Source organism: Microvirga sp. HS2 (assembly GCF_055792805.1).
Genome location: NZ_JBVVAJ010000010.1, coordinates 1 through 17,690 on the forward strand (window position 1 = coordinate 1; position 17,690 = coordinate 17,690).

Consider the following 17,690-nt stretch of genomic DNA (forward strand, 5'->3'; position numbering starts at 1 on the left):
TGGCCGGAGCGGGCGCGGTGATAATCGTCGATCTGGGCCTGGAGCTTATCGCGGATGGCCAGGAGCTCCCGGTCGCGCGGCGCGAAATTCTCGACCAGGCCCGCCAGTCCCGTCCAGAAGGCTACGGCCGATACGCCGGTGCCGGCCAGCGCCTCCCGCTCGATGAAATCATGAAGAACCGGTGCAACCTGGAGGCCGTTCGTCTCAACGCGCGTCATTGTTCCCGCTTTCGTGGATCAGGATATCAAACTTCTATTTTTAAAGCCGTCGCCCGAAAAGAGAAGACGAGCCCCCTCTAGGCAATGAGGCGGGGAATGACACTAGCGGAATTCGCGGCCCGTCAAGTCCTGCAGGCTATCCAGAAAGGCTCGGAAATGCAGGCTCTCCTCCGGGGAATGATTGGAAGCGCCGCTCGGCAGCGGATAAGCGTTGGAGCCTGAGGCTTCGAGGGTTCTGTCCTGATACATTAAAAGGACACGCCACTGTGTGCCGTCGGTCGCCTGCGGATTGAAGTAGCGTGGCTTCCATTGCCAGACCGCCAAACGATCCAGCCGCTCGCGGAAGCGAGCCCACGATTCCGGCGACGGTTCGATGACCTCCTGGTGCGGATCGCGGACATGCCGCTCGTAGACGAGCTTTTCCCCATCCTGCAACCGCAGCGTGGTGTAACCGAACAATGCGTTTCCGTAGTAGATTTCGAGCCGCTGTGGAGGCGCCAGATCAGCCGCCGCGACCGTGCGAACCAAGCATACGAAGAAGAGGACGGGAGCGAGGGCCTTTCTCATATCTTGCAAAGTAACGAAAAAACGTTTCCTCACAAGCCGGGCCACGGATAGAATGAGAATAAGCAGTACGATTTGATGGGGATCAGCTGCCTTGCCCCGAGCTGAGGGGGAGATTTGGTGGAGCCAGGCGGGATCGAACCGCCGACCTCTTGCATGCCATGCAAGCGCTCTCCCAGCTGAGCTATGGCCCCTTTGAAATCCGCGGCGTTTGGGAACGCCGCGGCGTCTCTATAATCAGGTCCGACGCGAGGTTCAAGCCTCTTCGTCGTCTTCCAGATCACTATCGATCAGATCCGAAACGTCATCGTCGCCCTCTTCCTCGTCCTCGAGGAAGGTGTCGTCGGTGTCGTCATCGGCCACGTCGATGTCGTCATCGGCCGGGATGTCCTTTTCGTTCTCGCCAGCCTCGACCTCGTCGAGGGAGACCATCTCCGGACCGGTAGTCTCCAGCTCGGTGTCCTCGTCGTCATCGGAGGCGCGAGCGACTGCCGGGGGAGCGGCGCGGCTCAGAGCCACCGCCTGGAAGACGGTGCCGCATTTCGGGCAGACCGCCGGGTCCCTGTTGACATCGTAGAATTTCGCGCCGCAGCTCATGCACTGGCGCTTCAAGCCGAGTTCCGGTTTGGCCACGGGTGATTGCCTTCATGGAAGTGAATGGTCGGGAAGGCACCCGTTAGTCATGAGGGAAAGGCTTGTCAAATGAGAAATTGCACCGGAGGACCTGCACCATGCACCTTGCGCGTGACGTTGCAGGACACCCGTGTTAGAGCCCGCCCCAAAGAGAAGGCTCAAGGAATACGAGAATGTCCCACGCCCATGGTCCGGCTGCCCCGGTCTCCAGCAGGTCTGGAAATGCCCTGAAAGGACGCATCCGCGTTCCCGGGGACAAATCCATTTCCCATCGTTCCATGATCTTCGGGCTCCTCTCCATCGGCGAAACCCGGGTCGAGGGGCTCCTGGAAGGGGACGACGTCCTGCGCACGGCGGAAGCCTGCCGGGCGCTCGGCGCCACGATCACGCGGGAGGCCCCCGGCCGCTGGCGGATCAAGGGCGCCGGAATCGGCGGCCTGGTCGAGCCGAAGGACGTCCTGGATTTCGGCAATGCGGGCACCGGCTCGCGGCTCATGATGGGCGTGGCCGGAAGCCACCCGATCACCACCACCTTCGATGGGGACGCTTCCCTGCGCAAACGCCCCATGCGTCGCATTCTCGACCCGCTGGTGAAGATGGGCGTCACGGTCGTGAGCGAGGCGGAGGGCGGCCGCGTGCCCCTGACCCTGCGCGGGCCCAAGGAAACGCTCCCGATCACCTACGAAACCCCTGCGGCCTCGGCCCAGATCAAGTCGGCGATCCTGCTCGCGGGCCTCAATTCCCCCGGCCGCACCACGGTGATCGAGCGCGAGGCGACCCGCGACCACACCGAGCGCATGCTGCGCCATTTCGGCGCAACCGTCGACGTCGCTCCCCATGGAGAGGAAGGCCGGGCCATTACCCTCCACGGCCAGCCCGAGCTTCGCGGCACGGACATCGTGGTGCCGACCGACCCCTCCTCCGCCGCCTTCCCCCTGGTGGCCGCGCTGATCACCCCCGGCTCCGACGTCGTGATCGAAGCCGTGATGATGAACCCGCTCCGCACGGGCCTGATCACCACTCTTCTCGAAATGGGCGCATCCATCGAGCGCCTGAACGAGCGTGACGAGGGCGGCGAGACGGTGGCGGACCTGCGCGTGCGCTACAGCAAGCTCACCGGCGTGACGGTCCCTCACGGGCGTGCGCCCGCTATGATCGACGAGTATCCGATCCTCGCGGTCGCAGCCGCCTTCGCGGAGGGCACCACCCGCATGCAGGGCCTCCACGAGCTGCGCGTGAAGGAATCGGACCGTCTGGCGGCCGTCGCGGCGGGCTTGGCCGAGGCAGGCGTCGAGCATGAAATCCAGGGTGACGACCTGATCGTCCATGGCTCCGGCTCCAAGGCGGTACGCGGAGGCGGCAACCCGGTCGCGACCCACCTCGACCACCGCATCGCCATGTCCTTCCTCGTCATGGGGCTGGCCACTCGAGAGCCCATGACGGTGGACGACGGGGCGATGATCATGACGAGCTTCCCCTCCTTCATCCCGCTCATGCGGGAGCTCGGCGCCACGATTCAGGACTGAGTCCGCCATGATCATCGCAATCGACGGCCCCGCCGCCTCGGGCAAGGGAACCCTGGGCAAGCGTCTCTCCGAGCATTTCGGTCTCGCGCATCTCGATACGGGCCTGCTTTACCGGGCTGTCGCCCGGGTCATGCTCGACCGGGAACTCGACCTGACGGACCGGGACGCCGCCCATCAGGTGGCGCTCGACCTCGACGCGACGCATCTCGACGATCCGCGCCTGCGGGGAGCCCAGATGGGCGAAGCCGCCTCCGTGATCTCCGGCTTTCAGCCGGTTCGCGACGCCCTGCTGGCCTTTCAGCGCCAGTTCGCCGAGCAGCCCTCCGGAGCGGTGCTCGACGGGCGGGACATCGGGACCGTGGTCTGCCCCGGCGCGGACGTGAAGCTCTTTATCACGGCCGCTCCCGAGGAACGGGCCCGCCGCCGGCATCTCGAGCTTCAGAAAAGGGGCGAGATGATCGCCTACGAGACGATTCTGGACGATATCCGCCGCCGGGACGAGCGGGACATGACCCGCAGCACAGCCCCGTTGAAGCCCGCGGCCGACGCGCTCACCCTCGATACGACCCATCTCGACGCAGACGCGGCCTTTCGGAGCGCTCTCGACCTTGTCCAGGCCAAGCTTTCCGGAGCCGAGCCCGCCTAACCAGAACGCGACCTTGCGTCATGCTCAGAAGGTGGCACACTGAGCGAACCAGTCCGTCTCCGTTCCCAAGGAGAATACGATGGTTCGCTCAGCGATCACCCATCTGGCCGCAGGACTAGTCTTGCTATGGACGTGCCTTCCGTTGCCGGCCGAGGCGCAGAACGAAAACGAGGTCGACCTAGCCCTCGTGATTGCCGTCGACATCTCCTTCTCCATGGATACGGACGAGCAGGCCCTGCAGCGGGAGGGCTTCGCCCAGGCCTTTCGTTCGCAGCAGGTGCACGACGCCATCCGCAGCGGATTGCTGGGAAGGATCGCCGTCACCTACATGGAATGGGCCGGCTCGCCCGACCAGAAGGTGATCATCCCCTGGACGATCCTCGACAATCCCGAAAGCCTGATGGCCTTCGCGGACAAGATCTCCTCGACACCCCTGCGCCGCGCCCAGCGCACCTCGATCTCCAGCGCCATCGATTTCGGAGTGAAGCTCCTCGAAGACAATGGTGTCGAGGCCGTGCGGCGGGTGATCGACGTTTCCGGAGACGGCCCCAACAACCAAGGGCGCAGCGTGGTGCAGGCCCGCGACGACGCGGTGGCCAAGGGCGTCATCATCAATGGGCTGCCGATCATGATGCGCAAGCCCGGCTATCTCGACATCGCCGAGCTCGATATCTATTACCGGGACTGCGTGATCGGAGGCCAGGGGGCCTTCACGGTTCCTGTCCGGGAGCGCGATCAATTCATCGAGGCCATCAAAACCAAGATTCTGCTTGAGGTCGCCGATCTCATGCCCGTGCAACCTTCCCTCATCAACCGCATTCAGAGTGCGCCTCCCGCGAACTGCCTGGCCGGCGAGATGCAGTGGCGCGATCGCTGGAGCAACTGAGCCCTCTCCCATGAAGAAGCTGACTTTGGCGCTCGTGGCCCACGACGCCAAGAAGAACGACATGGCCGAATTCGTCGCCATGTTCGAGAACGAGATTCGCCCCTTCAACCTCTTCGCCACCGGCACGACGGGCAGCCGGGTGATGGAGCGCTGTCCTTCCCTTTCGGTCACGCGCCTGAAGAGCGGGCCGCTCGGCGGCGATCAGCAGATCGGCGCGATGATCGCGGAGGGCAGGATCGATGCCCTGTTCTTCTTCGTCGATCCTCTCTCGCCCCATCCGCACGACGTCGACGTGAAGGCTCTGATGCGCCTCGCCCTGGTCTACAACATCCCGATGGCCCTCAACCGCGCCACGGCGGAGCGGCTGATCCAGTCGTTCCGGGAATAAGGCCCCTATCCGAGACGGCCGTTGCCCCTCTTCTCAGAACAAGGACCGTGCCGAACGTCGAAGATTCACGTCCCACGCGGCTTCGCACGGCGCGTCGGCGGTGCGCTCAACGGATCGTCCGGCCAGGGGTGCTTCGGATATTGCCCGCGCATGTCGGCGCGCACGGCCGCCCATGACCCGCGCCAGAACCCCGGCAGATCGCGCGTGATCTGGATCGGGCGCTGCGCGGGCGAGAGGAGATGCAGGATCAAGGGGACGCGTCCCGCAGCGATGGCGGGATGCTTGTCGAGGCCGAACAGTTCCTGCACGCGCACCGCCAGGACGGGCCCCTCTTCCGCTCCATAATCGATAGGGATCTGCGAGCCCGTCGGAACCTCGATATGGGTCGGCGCCTCGGCGTCGAGACGGCGCTGGAGGTTCCACGGCAGAAGATGCCGCACGGCTTCGCTTAAGAGATCCGGGCCGATCTCGCTGAGGCCGCTCTTTCCCACGAGATGCGGCGCCAGCCACTCCTCCGCCGTCGCGGTCAGAGCCTCGTCGGAGAGGTCCGGCCATTCGTCGCCCTCGGCGTTTCGCAGGAACATCACGCGCTCGCGCCATTGCGCCAGCGCCTTGGACCAAGGCAAGGCATCGAGCCCCAGGGACACGAGCCCCTTGGCGAGAATGCGAGCGGCATCGTCCGTGGCGGGAACCTTCAGCGGGCGCTCGTTGAACACGAGTGAGCCGAGGCGGCGCACGCCGCGGGCGCGCAGCGCCTTGGCCTGCCGGTCGAAGGCGACTTCATCGCTCTGCTCGATCCGATCCGCGAAAGCGGCTTCGATCTCCTCCACCGTGATCGGAGCGGCTGCGAGAATCCGCGCGGAGGCCGCCCCGCCCGCGATCTCGGCAATGGCGAGGTAGGGCTCTTTCGCCAGACGCTCATGAGGCTCCAGGGAAGCGCCGCGGCCATTGGCCATGAGATAATCGCCGGGCTTGCCCCGCGCCTTCGCGAGACGATCCGGATAGGCGAGCGTCAGCAGCGCACCGAAGGAGCGGGGCTCGCCTCCGGTCGCACCTGCCCGGCTCTTCGCCCAGTTGTCGGCCATGCGCCGCATATCGTCCGCACGGCGCGAGCGGTCGCGGCGGAAGCGCTCGACGCGTTCGCTCAGGTCCACCATATCGCCGCCGAGCCCGCGCTCCACGAGAACGGCCGCGAGATCCGCCGCATCGCGGGCCTGACCGCTCTCTGCCGCGATCAGAATCATACGGGCCAGACGCGGCGGAAGAGGCAGATCCCGCAAGCCCCGCCCCGTATCCGTAATGCGGCCTTCTTCATCGAGAGCTTCGAGTTGCTGAAGAAGGGCGCGCGCTTCCTTCACGGCGGGAGCCGGTGGCGGATCGAGAAAGGCGAGCGTCGCGGGCTCCGTCACCCCCCAGGCTGCGCAATCGAGCAGCAGCGGCGCCAGATCGGCCGCCAGAATCTCGGGGCGTACGAAGGGTTCGAGCGCACCCGTCGCTGCTTCTTCCCACAGGCGGTAGCAGACACCCGGCTCCGTTCGTCCCGCGCGGCCACGGCGCTGATCGGCGGCGGCGCGAGAAGCCCGCACCGTCTCGAGGCGGGTCAGGCCAATATTCGGTTCATAGACAGGCACGCGGGCTAGGCCCGAATCGATCACCACGCGCACGCCCTCGATGGTCAGCGACGTTTCCGCGATGGACGTAGCGAGCACGACCTTGCGACGGCCCGGCTTGGCGGGGCTCACCGCGAGATCCTGCTCCCCGCGATCGAGCGCGCCATAGAGCGGCGCGATGTCGACCGCGGGGTCGGCGATGCGCTCGCGCAGCAGGGTCTCGACACGGCGGATCTCACCCTGCCCCGGCAGGAACACGAGGATCGACCCGCCTTCCCCGCGCAGGGCGCGCATGATGGCCTCCGCCACCTGTTCCTCGATGCGCTTGTTGGGATCCCGCCCGAGATAACGGGTCTCGACCGGATAGGCGCGGCCCTCGGATTCGATCACCGGCGCGTCGTTCAGGAGCTGCGCAACGCGTGCCCCATCGAGCGTGGCCGACATGACGAGCAGGCGCAGATCCTCACGCAAGCCACCCTGCGCATCGAGAGCCAGAGCAAGCCCGAGATCGGCATCGAGGGAGCGCTCGTGAAACTCGTCGAAGAGCACGGCGGCGACACCGTCGAGGGCCGGATCGTCGAGGATCATGCGGGCGAAGACGCCCTCCGTCACCACCTCGATCCGCGTTCTGCGGCTGACCTTGGAGCCCAGGCGGACACGAAGGCCGACCGTCTCGCCTACGGGCTCTCCCAAGGTCTGCGCCATGCGCTCGGCCGCAGCGCGCGCCGCCAGACGGCGGGGTTCCAGCACGATGATCTTGCCGCCCTCCACCCATGGCTCGTCGAGCAGCACGAGCGGCACGCGTGTGGTCTTGCCCGCTCCTGGCGGCGCGACCAACACCGCGTTGGCGCAGGCCCGCAGGCTCGCCGCAAGATCGGCGAGGACTACGTCAATGGGCAGGGAGGTATCGAAAGCGCGCATGCCGCCTGATGGCTCAAGCCGGTTCGAAGAGCAAGCGCGGCTTTAAACCGGGAAACCGTAGCGCCGCAGCTCGACGGCCAGGTCGACTTGCTCGTCGGGATAATGGATCGCCTGCATGCCCACCGCGCGGGCCGTTTCGATATTGGCCCGTGAATCGTCGATGAAGACGCAATCCGCCGCATCGAGCCCATAACGGTCGAGCAGGAGGTGGTAGATGGCGGGATCGGGCTTCAGGAGCCGTTCGTCGCCTGAGACGATCACGCCGTCGAAGCCCGCCAGGAAGGGGAAAATCTCCTGCGCCAGAACGAATTTCGGCCCCGAGAAATTGGTGATCGAGTAGTTCGGCACTCCGGCCTCTCGCAACTGCAGAAGCAGCTCGACATTCTGCTCATAGGTCCCGGAGACCGTTTCCGGCCAACGATCGTGGAAGGCGCGGATCCGGCTCTCATGCTCGGGATGATCTTTTACGAGAAGGGCAACCGCTTCGTCCCAATCGCGGCCCCTGTCCTGCTCGACGTTCCAAGCCGGGGTGCAGACATGGCTCAAGAACCACTCCATCTCCGCTTCGTCCTCAAAAATGGTGCGGTAGAGATGGCGTGGGTCCCAGCGCAGCAGGACATTGCCGATATCGAAGACCACTGTGGTCGGTTGGCGAGTACTCACGATTGCCCCTCTTGTTCGGTCGCTAGGCTTTTGCCCCTTCAGCTCCCGCTTGGCCATTCACCGGACGAAGGCGGAGCCTGACATCCCACGTGGAAGCGAGGACCTTACACGGCTTGGAAAACCGCCACGTCCCTTTCTCATCGCATCTGTGGGAGAGGCAGGTGCGGACAGACGGGGAGAGACTCTCCCCGCCCGGCCCATGTCGCAGTGATGGATCAGCCGCCGATATTGTAGGCCGCCAGCGCCGCCATGTTGACGATATCGTTGTCGGTCGCGCCGAGGGAGACGATCTGCACCGGCTTGTCGAGCCCGACCACCAGCGGCCCCATGACCATCGCGCCGCCGAGTTCCTGCAGCATCTTCGTCGAGATGGATGCCGAGTGGAACGCGGGCATGACCAGCACGTTCGCCGGTCCCTTCAAACGGCTGAAGGGATACTGCGCCATCAGATCGCGGTTGAGCGCGACATCCGCCGCCATCTCGCCATCGTATTCGAAGTCGACCCGCATGTCGTCGAGGATCTGAACGGCTTCCTGGATCTTCTCGGCGCGCTCAGCCTTCGGGTGCCCGAAGCTGGAGAACGACAGAAGCGCCACGCGCGGCTCATAGCCGAGACGCCGGGCCACGCCCGCCGATTCGATGGCGATCTCCGCCAGCTCCTGTGCATTCGGCATCTCGTGGATCGCCGTATCGGCCACGAGAACCGTGTGGCCGCGCGCAAGGCACAGGGACACACCGATGACACGATGACCGGGCTTGGCGTCGATCACGTGGCGCACATCGGCCAGCGCCGTCGAGTAGTTGCGGGTCGCGCCCGTCACCATGGCGTCCGCATCGCCGAGCGCCACCATCGATGCCGCGAAATGATTGCGGTCCTGATTGATCAGACGCTGGCAGTCCCGGAACAGATAGCCCTTGCGCTGAAGGCGCTCGTAGAGGAACTGCGCATAGGTGCTGTTGCGGTGCGAGAGCCGTGCATTGTGGATCTCGATGCCTTCGCGCCCTTCGAGATCGATGCCCGCCTGAGCCGCCGTTTCGAAGATCCGTTCCTCGCGTCCCACGAGGATCGCGCGGCCCAGCCCCTGGTTCACGAAGGACAGGGCGGCGCGAATGACCTTCTCCTCCTCGCCCTCGGCGAAGACCACGCGCTTGGGCATCTTGCGCACGCGCTCGAAGATGCGGTTGAGCGTGCCGGCGACGGGATCGCGCCGCGCAGAAAGCTGCGCCTTGTAGGATTTCATGTCCACGATGGGACGGCGGGCGACGCCCGTCTCCATCGCGGCCTGCGCCACCGCCATCGGAATGGTGTGGATGAGGCGCGGATCGAACGGCACCGGGATGATGTACTCGCGGCCGAAGCGCGGGCGCGCGCCCTGGTAGGCCGCCGCGACCTCGTCCGGCACATCCTCGCGGGCGAGCTCGGCCAGGGCTTGCGCGGCCGCGATCTTCATTTCCATGTTGATGGTCGTGGCCTGCACGTCGAGGGCTCCACGGAAGATGTAGGGGAAGCCCAGGACGTTGTTGACCTGGTTCGGATAGTCCGACCGTCCGGTGGCGATAATGACGTCGTTCCGGATCCGCGCCACCTCTTCCGGCGTGATCTCCGGATCGGGATTGGCCATCGCGAAGATGATCGGATTGGGCGCCATGGAGCGGATCATCTCGTCCGTGAAGGCTCCCTTCGCGGAGAGGCCGAACACGGCATCGGCCCCGTTCAGCGCGTCGGCCAGCGTGCGCGCATCCGTCTCGGCGGCATGCGCGGACTTCCACTGGTTCATGCCCTCCGTACGGCCCTTGTAGATGACGCCCTTCGTGTCGCAAAGGATCACGTTGTTGGGCGCGAAGCCCATGGCCTTCAGAAGCTCGGTGCAGGCGATGCCGGCCGCGCCCGCGCCGTTCACCACGAGCTTGGTCTCAGCCATGTCGCGGCCGGTGAGGTGCAGCGCATTGATGAGGCCAGCGGCGGCGATGATCGCCGTGCCGTGCTGGTCGTCATGGAAGACAGGAATATCCATGAGCTCCCGCAGGCGCTCCTCGATGATGAAGCACTCGGGCGCCTTGATGTCCTCGAGATTGATCCCGCCGAAGGAAGGGCCCAGATAACGGACGCAGTTGATGAAGGCGTCGGCGTCTTCCGTGTCCACCTCCAGGTCGATCGAGTCGACGTCCGCGAAGCGCTTGAACAGGACCGACTTGCCTTCCATCACGGGCTTCGAGGCCAGCGCCCCGAGATTACCGAGGCCCAGGATGGCCGTCCCATTCGAGATCACCGCGACCATGTTGGAGCGCGTGGTGTAGTCGAAGGCAAGCGCCGGGTTCTCCGCGATCGCCAGCACCGGGACCGCGACGCCCGGCGAATAGGCCAGGGACAGGTCCCGCTGGGTCGCCATGGGTTTCGTGGGCACGACCTCGAGCTTGCCGGGCCTGCCCTGGGCATGGAACTGCAACGCCTCCTGATCCGTGAAGGTGGGGCGTTTGCGGCGGTTCGACGGCGTTTCTTCGCTCATGGGACTTTCGTATCTTGGCTGCGGGGCCGTTGTTCGAAGGGGCTGCGACCATAAGGCCTGGGACAGCTTGCCTCAAGACTTGTGCACACCCTTCGCTCGACTTCCATGATACGGGTGAAAGGGGGAGCAGGCTTTGCTACATAGGGCGAATGTCGTCGCAAGCCCTGTACCGAGCCTCAGAGAATCCGCAACAATCCAATCCTGCCGGGCAAAAACCCGCCCAGGACAGCCGCGTCACGCCCATGATGGCGCAGTATATAGAGATCAAGGCCGCCAATCCGGACAGCCTGCTGTTCTACCGGATGGGCGACTTCTACGAGCTTTTCTTCGAGGATGCGGAGATCGCGAGCCAGTCCCTTGGGATCGTGCTCACCAAGCGCGGCAAGCATCTGGGGCAGGACATCCCCATGTGCGGCGTGCCGGTCGACCGGGCCGACGACTACCTCCAGAGGCTGATCGGCCTCGGTCACCGGGTCGCGGTCTGCGAGCAGACCGAGGATCCGGCGGAGGCCAAGAAGCGCGGCTCCAAGTCCGTTGTCCGCCGGGACGTGGTACGCCTCGTGACCCCCGGCACCATCACGGAAGAGCGCCTGCTGGAGCCGGGCCGCGCCAATTTCCTGCTCGGTCTCGCCCGCCGACGCCTCTCCGACACGCAATGGTGCTACGGCCTTGCTGCCGTCGACATCTCCACGGGCCATTTCGTGATGAGCGAGACGGATGCCATGGGCCTGCCTGCCGAGATCGCCCGCTTCGAGCCCCGCGAGATCCTTGTGCCCGACGTCATCCATGACGATCCGGAGCTCTCCGGCTTCTGGCGCGAGACCCGGGCATCGGTCACACCGCTCTCCAGGGACGGCCTCGATCCGGCCTCCGCCGAACGGCGGCTGAAGGAGTATTTCGGCGTAGCCACGCTCGATGCCTTCGGCTCCTTCGGTCCGGCCGAGATCACGGCGGCCGGCAGCGTGCTCTTCTACATCGAGAAGACTCAGATCGACAGCCGCCCGGTACTCAACCCGCCGTCCCGGGAGACGGCCGGGGCGGCCCTTGCCATCGATGCGGCGACCCGCGCCAATCTCGAACTGACGCGCACGCTCGCGGGCGAGCGCGCGGGAAGCCTGCTCGCCACCATCGACTGCACGGTGACGCCGGGCGGGGCGCGTTGCCTGGCGGAGCGGCTAGCGGGCCCCCTCACAGATCCCGGCCAGATCCGCGAGCGGCAGGATGCCGTCGCTTTCCTGGTGGAGAGCGCAGATCTGCGGGACAGGCTGCGGCGCATCCTCAAGCGGTCGCCGGATCTGGCGCGAGCCCTGTCCCGATTGAGCCTGGGACGAGGCGGACCGCGCGACCTGGCCTGCGTGCGCGACGGGTTGTTCGCGGCGCGCGAACTCGGCCTCGAACTCGCCATTGCGCCCAATCTTCCGAAGGAGCTGTCGGCGAACGCTCAGCAGCTTCAGTCCCTGCGGACGGGTGTGGCCGACAAGCTCTCAGCGGCGCTCGCGGATGAACTGCCGCTGCTGAAACGGGACGGCGGCTTCATTCGGGCGGGCTACGATTCCAATCTCGACGAGCTGCGCGAGCTGCAGCAGGATTCCCGTCGCTTCATCGCAGCGCTGCAATCGCGCTATGCCAACGACACCGGCTGCCGGACCCTGCGCGTGAAGCACAACCATATGATCGGCTACTTCGTCGAGGTGCCGCAGAATGTGGGCGAGGATCTGCTGAAGGAGCCGTTCAAGGACACCTTCATCCACCGCCAGACCATGGCGGGGGCCATGCGCTTCTCCACGCAGGAGCTGGGCGAGCTGGAGTCCAAGATCGCATCCGCCGCCGACCGCGCCATGAAGATCGAACTTGGCCTCTTCGACGAGATGACGCAGGAGCTTCTCGCTCTCTCGAGCGACGTCGCCTCGGCGGCCGAAGCCATCGCGGCGATCGACGTGACGGCCTCGCTCGCCGATCTCGCCGTGAGGCTTGACTGGACCCGACCCATCGTCGACAAGGGGCTTGCCTTCACCATCAAGGGCGGACGGCATCCGGTGGTCGAGGCTGCGCTGAAGCGGGAGGGCACGGCCTTCATCGCCAACGACGCCGACCTATCGGGCAAGGACGCAGGCCACATTCTGCTGATCACCGGCCCGAACATGGGCGGTAAATCCACATATCTGCGCCAGAACGCGCTGATCGTGGTCCTGGCGCAGATGGGGTCCTTCGTGCCCGCGAAGGAGGCGCACATCGGCGTCGTGGACCGCCTCTTCTCCCGCGTGGGCGCCGCCGACGACCTTGCGCGCGGCCGATCGACCTTCATGGTCGAGATGGTGGAGACCTCGGCGATCCTCAATCAGGCGACGGCCCGCTCCCTCGTCATCCTCGACGAGATCGGGCGCGGCACATCCACCTTCGACGGCCTGTCCATCGCCTGGGCCGCCATCGAACACCTGCACGAAGCCAATCGCTGCCGGGCGCTGTTTGCCACCCATTTCCACGAGCTGACGGCTCTTGCCGAACGGCTGCCGCGCATCGCCAATGCGACGCTGAAGGTCACGGAATGGAACGGCGACGTGGTGTTCCTGCATGAAGTCGTGCCGGGCACCGCCGACCGCTCCTATGGGCTGCAGGTCGCGCGGCTTGCGGGGCTCCCTCCGGCCGTGGTCGAACGGGCCAAGACGATCCTGAGCGAGCTGGAGAAGTCGGACCGGGAGCATCCGAAGCGAGCCCTCGTCGACGACCTCCCGCTTTTCGCCGCTCCGCTTCGAGCCGAGCCGGCTCAGGCTCCGCTCAAGGACAGCCTGCGGGAGGCGCTCGATGCGCTCGATCCCGACCAGATGACACCGCGCGAAGCGCTGGACGCACTCTATCGCCTGAAAGCTCAGCGCTAGGGGAAGGTGCGGTCAGGACAATTGGGAGTTGCTATCCCTGCGGCTTTTCGCGTCGAACGGGGTGAACGTCATGCGATCCGTGATGCTGTCCGCATGCTCCTGCTCGGCCGTGACATAGGCCAGAGCCTCCTTCACGCCCCGTTCGGTATAGGGCTTTGCGATCACGCCGCGTGCTCCGGCGCAATCCTCCGGAATGCGCTTGGCATTGGCCGTCATGAACAGCACGGTCACGTGGTGCTGATCCGAGAGCGTACGGGCCACGTCGATCCCGGTCAGGCCGTCGGCCAGGTGAATGTCCACGAATGCGAGATCGGGTGCGAGCTGCTGGCCGAGAGACATGGCGTCATCGGACGTGGCGGCGATCCCGACCACATCGTGTCCGGCGTCCTGAAGCAGGCTTTCGAGTTCCAGCGCAATCAGGAACTCGTCTTCGACGATAAGAATGCGCAAAGGCTTCGCGTTACTCAACCCGTGCCCCCCCCCGGCATTGCGCGTAGCAAAATATTCAGCTCTTTTCCATGTACCTGGGTGCCCTGCGCCCCAAGTCAACGGCTCACAGCGGTACCGGCTGTGTATATCCTGCAGAATGGCCGTCCCAGGCCCTGCCGCGAGGCCGATTCGAGGCGCTGCTTCTTGCAGCCGCTCTCTGCCCGGGATCACTGCTGCAGGTCGGGACAAGGATCGAGAATGCGTGGTGCTCATGCTGGTACGCTTGCGAGCCCCGTCCCTTCGCGGGTGCGAAAGGCCCTCGGCTCGGCATCGATGGCTGCCATGATCGATTGTCTCCCCACGAGACCCTTTGATGGGAATCGCCTTTTTGGCGGGCGCAGTGTGACTCAACGTCATGACGCCAGGAGTGTTCCGCCGCTTTCTCGAAAGATGGGCACAAAATTGTTCAATCCATAGAAATGAGATAATGTTTCTATATGTAAGCTAATGTCTTCCTTTTGGGGTTGGGCCTCATGGTCATGCGCGTTTCCACTGTTGCCTTCGAGGGCGTCGAAGCGCGCACGGTCGATGTTCAGGTGCAGATCACTCCCGGGACGGTCGCCTTCATGATCGTCGGCCTGCCCGACAAGGCAGTGGCGGAATCCCGCGAGCGGGTGCGCTCGGCCCTGATCGCCTCGGGGCTCGCCCTCCCTGCGAAGCGCATTACCGTCAATCTGGCCCCCGCCGACCTTCCCAAGGAAGGCAGCCATTACGATCTTCCCATCGCCCTCGGCGTCATGGCCGCCATCGGCGCCGTCCCGGGCGACGCCCTCCATGGCTTCACGGTTCTCGGCGAACTGGCGCTCGACGGCTCCATCACCACCGTGGCCGGAGTGTTGCCCGCTGCCATGGCGGCCGTCGAACGGCAGCACGGTCTGATCTGTCCGGCGGGCAGCGGCTCGGAAGCGGCTTGGGCCAGCGGCGATCTCGAGATCCTGGCGCCGCGCTCGCTGATTCAGCTCGCGAACCATTTCAAGGGCACTCAGGTGATGAGCCGGCCCGAGCCGGCCATCATGCCCGCCTCCGACACGCTGCCGGACCTGCGCGAAATCAAGGGGCAGGAAAGTGCCAAGCGAACCCTCGAAATCGCCGCGGCGGGCAGCCACAATCTGCTGATGAGCGGGCCGCCCGGCGCCGGCAAGTCCATGCTGGCTCAACGCCTGCCGTCGATCCTGCCGCCGCTCTCGCCGCGCGAACTCCTGGAAGTCTCGATGATTCAGTCGGTGGCCGGGCTCCTCGCGGACGGCGCGCTTTCGAACCGCCGGCCCTTCCGGGCTCCGCACCATTCCGCCTCCATGGCCGCCCTGGTGGGCGGCGGCCTCAATGCCAGGTGTGGAGCGACAATAAAGTTTCAACGAAATGTAAGTGTTTCCCTCTCTAAAGGCTGAAGGAGTCGCAAATTAAAGTTTTTACTTTTTAGCCATTTAGTCACATGTCAGAGTGTGATTGGCGGCTCACTGATAACAATAAAGTTTTTGCAGAATCCGCGTCCTCCCTGCACAGGGCTCAATGGGTACTGAGTTTACCGGAAACTGTAGATGATATAACAAGCACCAACGTCAACTGGCGCGGGCCGGCCCGGACGGCTACCTCCGCGTCAGGCTTTGACTTCCGAGCACATTCTCTGGTCAGCATCCCAGCCCCGCCATCTGCCAACACAGCTATAGTATTGCTTGCGAACTCCGGAAGCTAATCCTATGAATATTTATAGGCTAGCTGGGCAATAATTATGTGGGCTGACGTCGAGACCAATCAGGATTTTCTCAACTTTCGCGTGATGGCCGGACTTGCCGGAGAAATGATCATGGATGCGAAGGGCAACCCCCTCAGCATCGGCGTCTCTGGTGGATGGGGCGTCGGCAAGTCTTCCATGGTCCGATTGATCGAGGCCGACCTTCAGGCTCGGAACCCCGACAAGCTCGTCTTCCTGCCGTTCAACGCATGGCTGTATCAGGGCCATGATGATGCCAAGGCCGCCTTGATGGAGGAGATCGGCCGAGCACTCTTGGAGCGAGCAAGGGGAAATGACGGCCTCGTCGCGCAGGCAAAGGATCTGGCTTCAAGGATCAATGTATTCAGATTGGCTAGGATCGGCATGGAAGTGGCAGCCAGTGTCGCAACAGGCGTTCCTGTAAGCCCACTCATCAAAGGGGCCGAGGCGGTCTATCACCACTTCACCGATGGTGAAGTTACGGCTGAGGATGTCGAGGAAGCAAAGAAGTTCGGTAAGGAACATAAGGACGAGGCTAAGGGTCTCATCAAGCCCAAGAAGAAGCCCGAAACACCTCCGGAGATGATCCACGGGCTCAGACAGCACTTCCAGAAGCTTCTGTGCGATCTCGACGTAACGCTGGTTGTGTTCGTCGATGACTTGGACCGCTGTTTGCCACCGACCGTGATCGGCACCCTCGAGGCCATGCGCCTCTTCCTCTTCATGGAACGGACCGCTTTCGTCATCGCAGCGGACGACAAGATGATCAAGGAGGCGGTCCGCATCCATTTCAAGGAGGCCAGGCTCGATGACGACCTCGTCGTCAGCTACTTCGACAAGCTCATCCAGGTTCCACTTCGCGTCCCGCCCCTCGGGATCAACGAGGTCCGCGCCTACCTCATGCTGCTGTTCGTCGAGAACTCGGACCTCATGCCGGAGGTTAAGGCCTCCGTGCGGACGGCTGTCAATGCAAGGCTCTCCGAGAGCTGGAAGGGCGTTTCAGTCAACGCAGAGTTCGTAGCCGGCCTAATCGAGGACTGCCCTGTTGCCCTAAAGGCCGAGTTCGCGCTCTCGGACCGCCTGGCCAAGCAGATGGCGACTTCGCGTCGGATTGCCGGGAACCCGCGCCTGATCAAGCGGTTCCTGAACACCCTCTCGATCAGGCGTAAGCTCGCGACCCTTCAAAACATCCCGGTCGACGAAGCGGTCCTGGCCAAGATCCTGCTCTTCGAGCGGTGCGCCGCTCCGGCGTCCTTCGACCTCCTCGTCCAATCCGTCACGGGGGCCGTCAACGGTAAACCAGAGAATCTTCGGTCCGTCGAAGCGACGGTCAGAGCCGGTTCAGACCTTCCCGGCGACGGGGCGGATGCTTGGTCCGCGGACAAGGCTTTCGTCACCGAATGGCTCAAGCTCGAACCGGCTTTGGCCGATATCGACCTCCGTGGCGTTCTGCACGTGGGCAGGGAGAGCCTACCCCTCGTTTCCGCTGACGACCGCGTCTCCAAGGAGGCGCAGGACGCGCTCGCCGAGATCATTTCCCTACGACTCAGGGGGACCACCGATTTGAAGGACCGCTTCGGCCGCCTCGTTCCCGACGAGCGGAAGTTCGTTATGGATAAGCTGTTGGAACGGGCTGCCTCCGAGAGTGAGTGGGGCACTCCCGACATCCTCTGGGGGTTGGCAGTTGCTGCTGACGCGGATCCTGAGCAGGCAAAGCGGCTTAGCGTCTTCCTGTCGAACCTCTCGAGTTCATCACTACAGACATCCATCGTGCCGCGAATCCGTGGCACCACGTGGGGCGACGAGGCCTTGAAAGAGTGGAAGGAGAGAGAAGACCTTCCGGAGAGGGTCAGGAGGGTGTTGACCTCGAAGCCCAAGGTCTTGCGCTGATGGGTACGTCTAGGTCGAGTTCAGGTCCCGGCAAGAATGTCGGACTCGTTCCACCCTGGTTGGATGCTCCCGGGGGGCAGACTCCTCCCGCAAGCGCGCAGCCTCCGATCGCCACACCTGACGGAGGGGGCAACTCGGGATCCCCTTCTGGTACGCCGGATC

Annotated in this window: 12 protein-coding genes, 1 tRNA gene and 2 pseudogenes; 7 read left to right on the forward strand and 8 right to left on the reverse strand. The window is 64.4% G+C overall.

Annotated elements, in window-relative coordinates; translation table 11 throughout:
• The 4 genes and pseudogenes from ACS5Q0_RS11005 to ACS5Q0_RS11020 all read right to left on the reverse strand — a co-directional run.
• Positions 1–218, reverse strand: a pseudogene (locus ACS5Q0_RS11005) (malate synthase G); the annotation flags it as partial.
• Between the two features lie 102 nt (positions 219–320).
• Complete coding sequence (locus ACS5Q0_RS11010) at positions 321–677, reverse strand: hypothetical protein (RefSeq protein WP_473126676.1); 357 nt, start codon at positions 675–677, stop codon at positions 321–323.
• Positions 678–900: 223 nt separating this feature from the next.
• A tRNA-Ala gene (locus tag ACS5Q0_RS11015) sits at positions 901–976 on the reverse strand.
• 61 nt (positions 977–1,037) lie between these two features.
• Entirely contained in the window at positions 1,038–1,415 is a 378-nt protein-coding gene (locus ACS5Q0_RS11020) for a TIGR02300 family protein (protein WP_473126677.1), read from the reverse strand.
• Between the two features lie 173 nt (positions 1,416–1,588).
• On the opposite strand from ACS5Q0_RS11020, the gene aroA reads away from it, so the two are divergent.
• The 4 genes from aroA (at position 1,589) to ACS5Q0_RS11040 (ending at position 4,861) form a co-directional block, all read left to right on the forward strand.
• Positions 1,589–2,941, forward strand: a complete 1,353-nt coding sequence (gene aroA / locus ACS5Q0_RS11025) for a 3-phosphoshikimate 1-carboxyvinyltransferase (protein WP_473126678.1) — start codon at positions 1,589–1,591, stop codon at positions 2,939–2,941.
• A gap of 7 nt (positions 2,942–2,948) precedes the next feature.
• Complete coding sequence (cmk, locus tag ACS5Q0_RS11030; protein ID WP_473126679.1) at positions 2,949–3,587, forward strand: (d)CMP kinase; 639 nt, start codon at positions 2,949–2,951, stop codon at positions 3,585–3,587.
• Positions 3,588–3,666: 79 nt separating this feature from the next.
• The gene (locus tag ACS5Q0_RS11035) at positions 3,667–4,473 is read left to right on the forward strand and encodes a DUF1194 domain-containing protein (protein WP_473126680.1); all 807 of its coding nucleotides are present in this window, start codon (positions 3,667–3,669) and stop codon (positions 4,471–4,473) included.
• A 10-nt stretch (positions 4,474–4,483) separates the two neighbouring features.
• Positions 4,484–4,861 (forward strand): methylglyoxal synthase, encoded by a 378-nt coding sequence (locus ACS5Q0_RS11040; protein ID WP_473126681.1) that lies wholly within the window; start codon positions 4,484–4,486, stop codon positions 4,859–4,861.
• Between the two features lie 65 nt (positions 4,862–4,926).
• Here ACS5Q0_RS11040 and hrpB read toward each other — a convergent pair whose 3' ends face one another.
• The 3 genes from hrpB to ACS5Q0_RS11055 form a co-directional block, all read right to left on the reverse strand.
• Positions 4,927–7,392 (reverse strand): ATP-dependent helicase HrpB, encoded by a 2,466-nt coding sequence (gene hrpB / locus ACS5Q0_RS11045; RefSeq protein WP_473126682.1) that lies wholly within the window; start codon positions 7,390–7,392, stop codon positions 4,927–4,929.
• Positions 7,393–7,434: 42 nt separating this feature from the next.
• Entirely contained in the window at positions 7,435–8,055 is a 621-nt protein-coding gene (locus tag ACS5Q0_RS11050; RefSeq protein WP_473126683.1) for an HAD family hydrolase, read from the reverse strand.
• A gap of 215 nt (positions 8,056–8,270) precedes the next feature.
• Positions 8,271–10,562, reverse strand: coding sequence for an NADP-dependent malic enzyme (locus ACS5Q0_RS11055; RefSeq protein ID WP_473126684.1), 2,292 nt, complete (start codon positions 10,560–10,562; stop codon positions 8,271–8,273).
• A 149-nt stretch (positions 10,563–10,711) separates the two neighbouring features.
• On the opposite strand from ACS5Q0_RS11055, the gene mutS reads away from it, so the two are divergent.
• Positions 10,712–13,438 (forward strand): DNA mismatch repair protein MutS, encoded by a 2,727-nt coding sequence (gene mutS, locus ACS5Q0_RS11060; RefSeq protein WP_473126685.1) that lies wholly within the window; start codon positions 10,712–10,714, stop codon positions 13,436–13,438.
• 12 nt (positions 13,439–13,450) lie between these two features.
• On the opposite strand, the gene ACS5Q0_RS11065 is transcribed toward mutS, so the two are convergent.
• On the reverse strand, positions 13,451–13,906 hold the full coding sequence (locus tag ACS5Q0_RS11065; protein WP_473126686.1) for a response regulator: 456 nt from the start codon (positions 13,904–13,906) through the stop codon (positions 13,451–13,453).
• Positions 13,907–14,400: 494 nt separating this feature from the next.
• Between ACS5Q0_RS11065 and ACS5Q0_RS11070 the strand changes: the two are divergent.
• Together ACS5Q0_RS11070 and ACS5Q0_RS11075 are read left to right on the forward strand one after the other, a co-directional pair.
• Positions 14,401–15,264: pseudogene (locus ACS5Q0_RS11070) on the forward strand (YifB family Mg chelatase-like AAA ATPase); the annotation flags it as partial.
• 467 nt (positions 15,265–15,731) lie between these two features.
• A complete protein-coding gene (locus ACS5Q0_RS11075; protein WP_473126687.1) occupies positions 15,732–17,528 on the forward strand; it encodes a KAP family NTPase in 1,797 nt (598 codons plus the stop codon).
• Positions 17,529–17,690 lie beyond the last annotated feature (162 nt).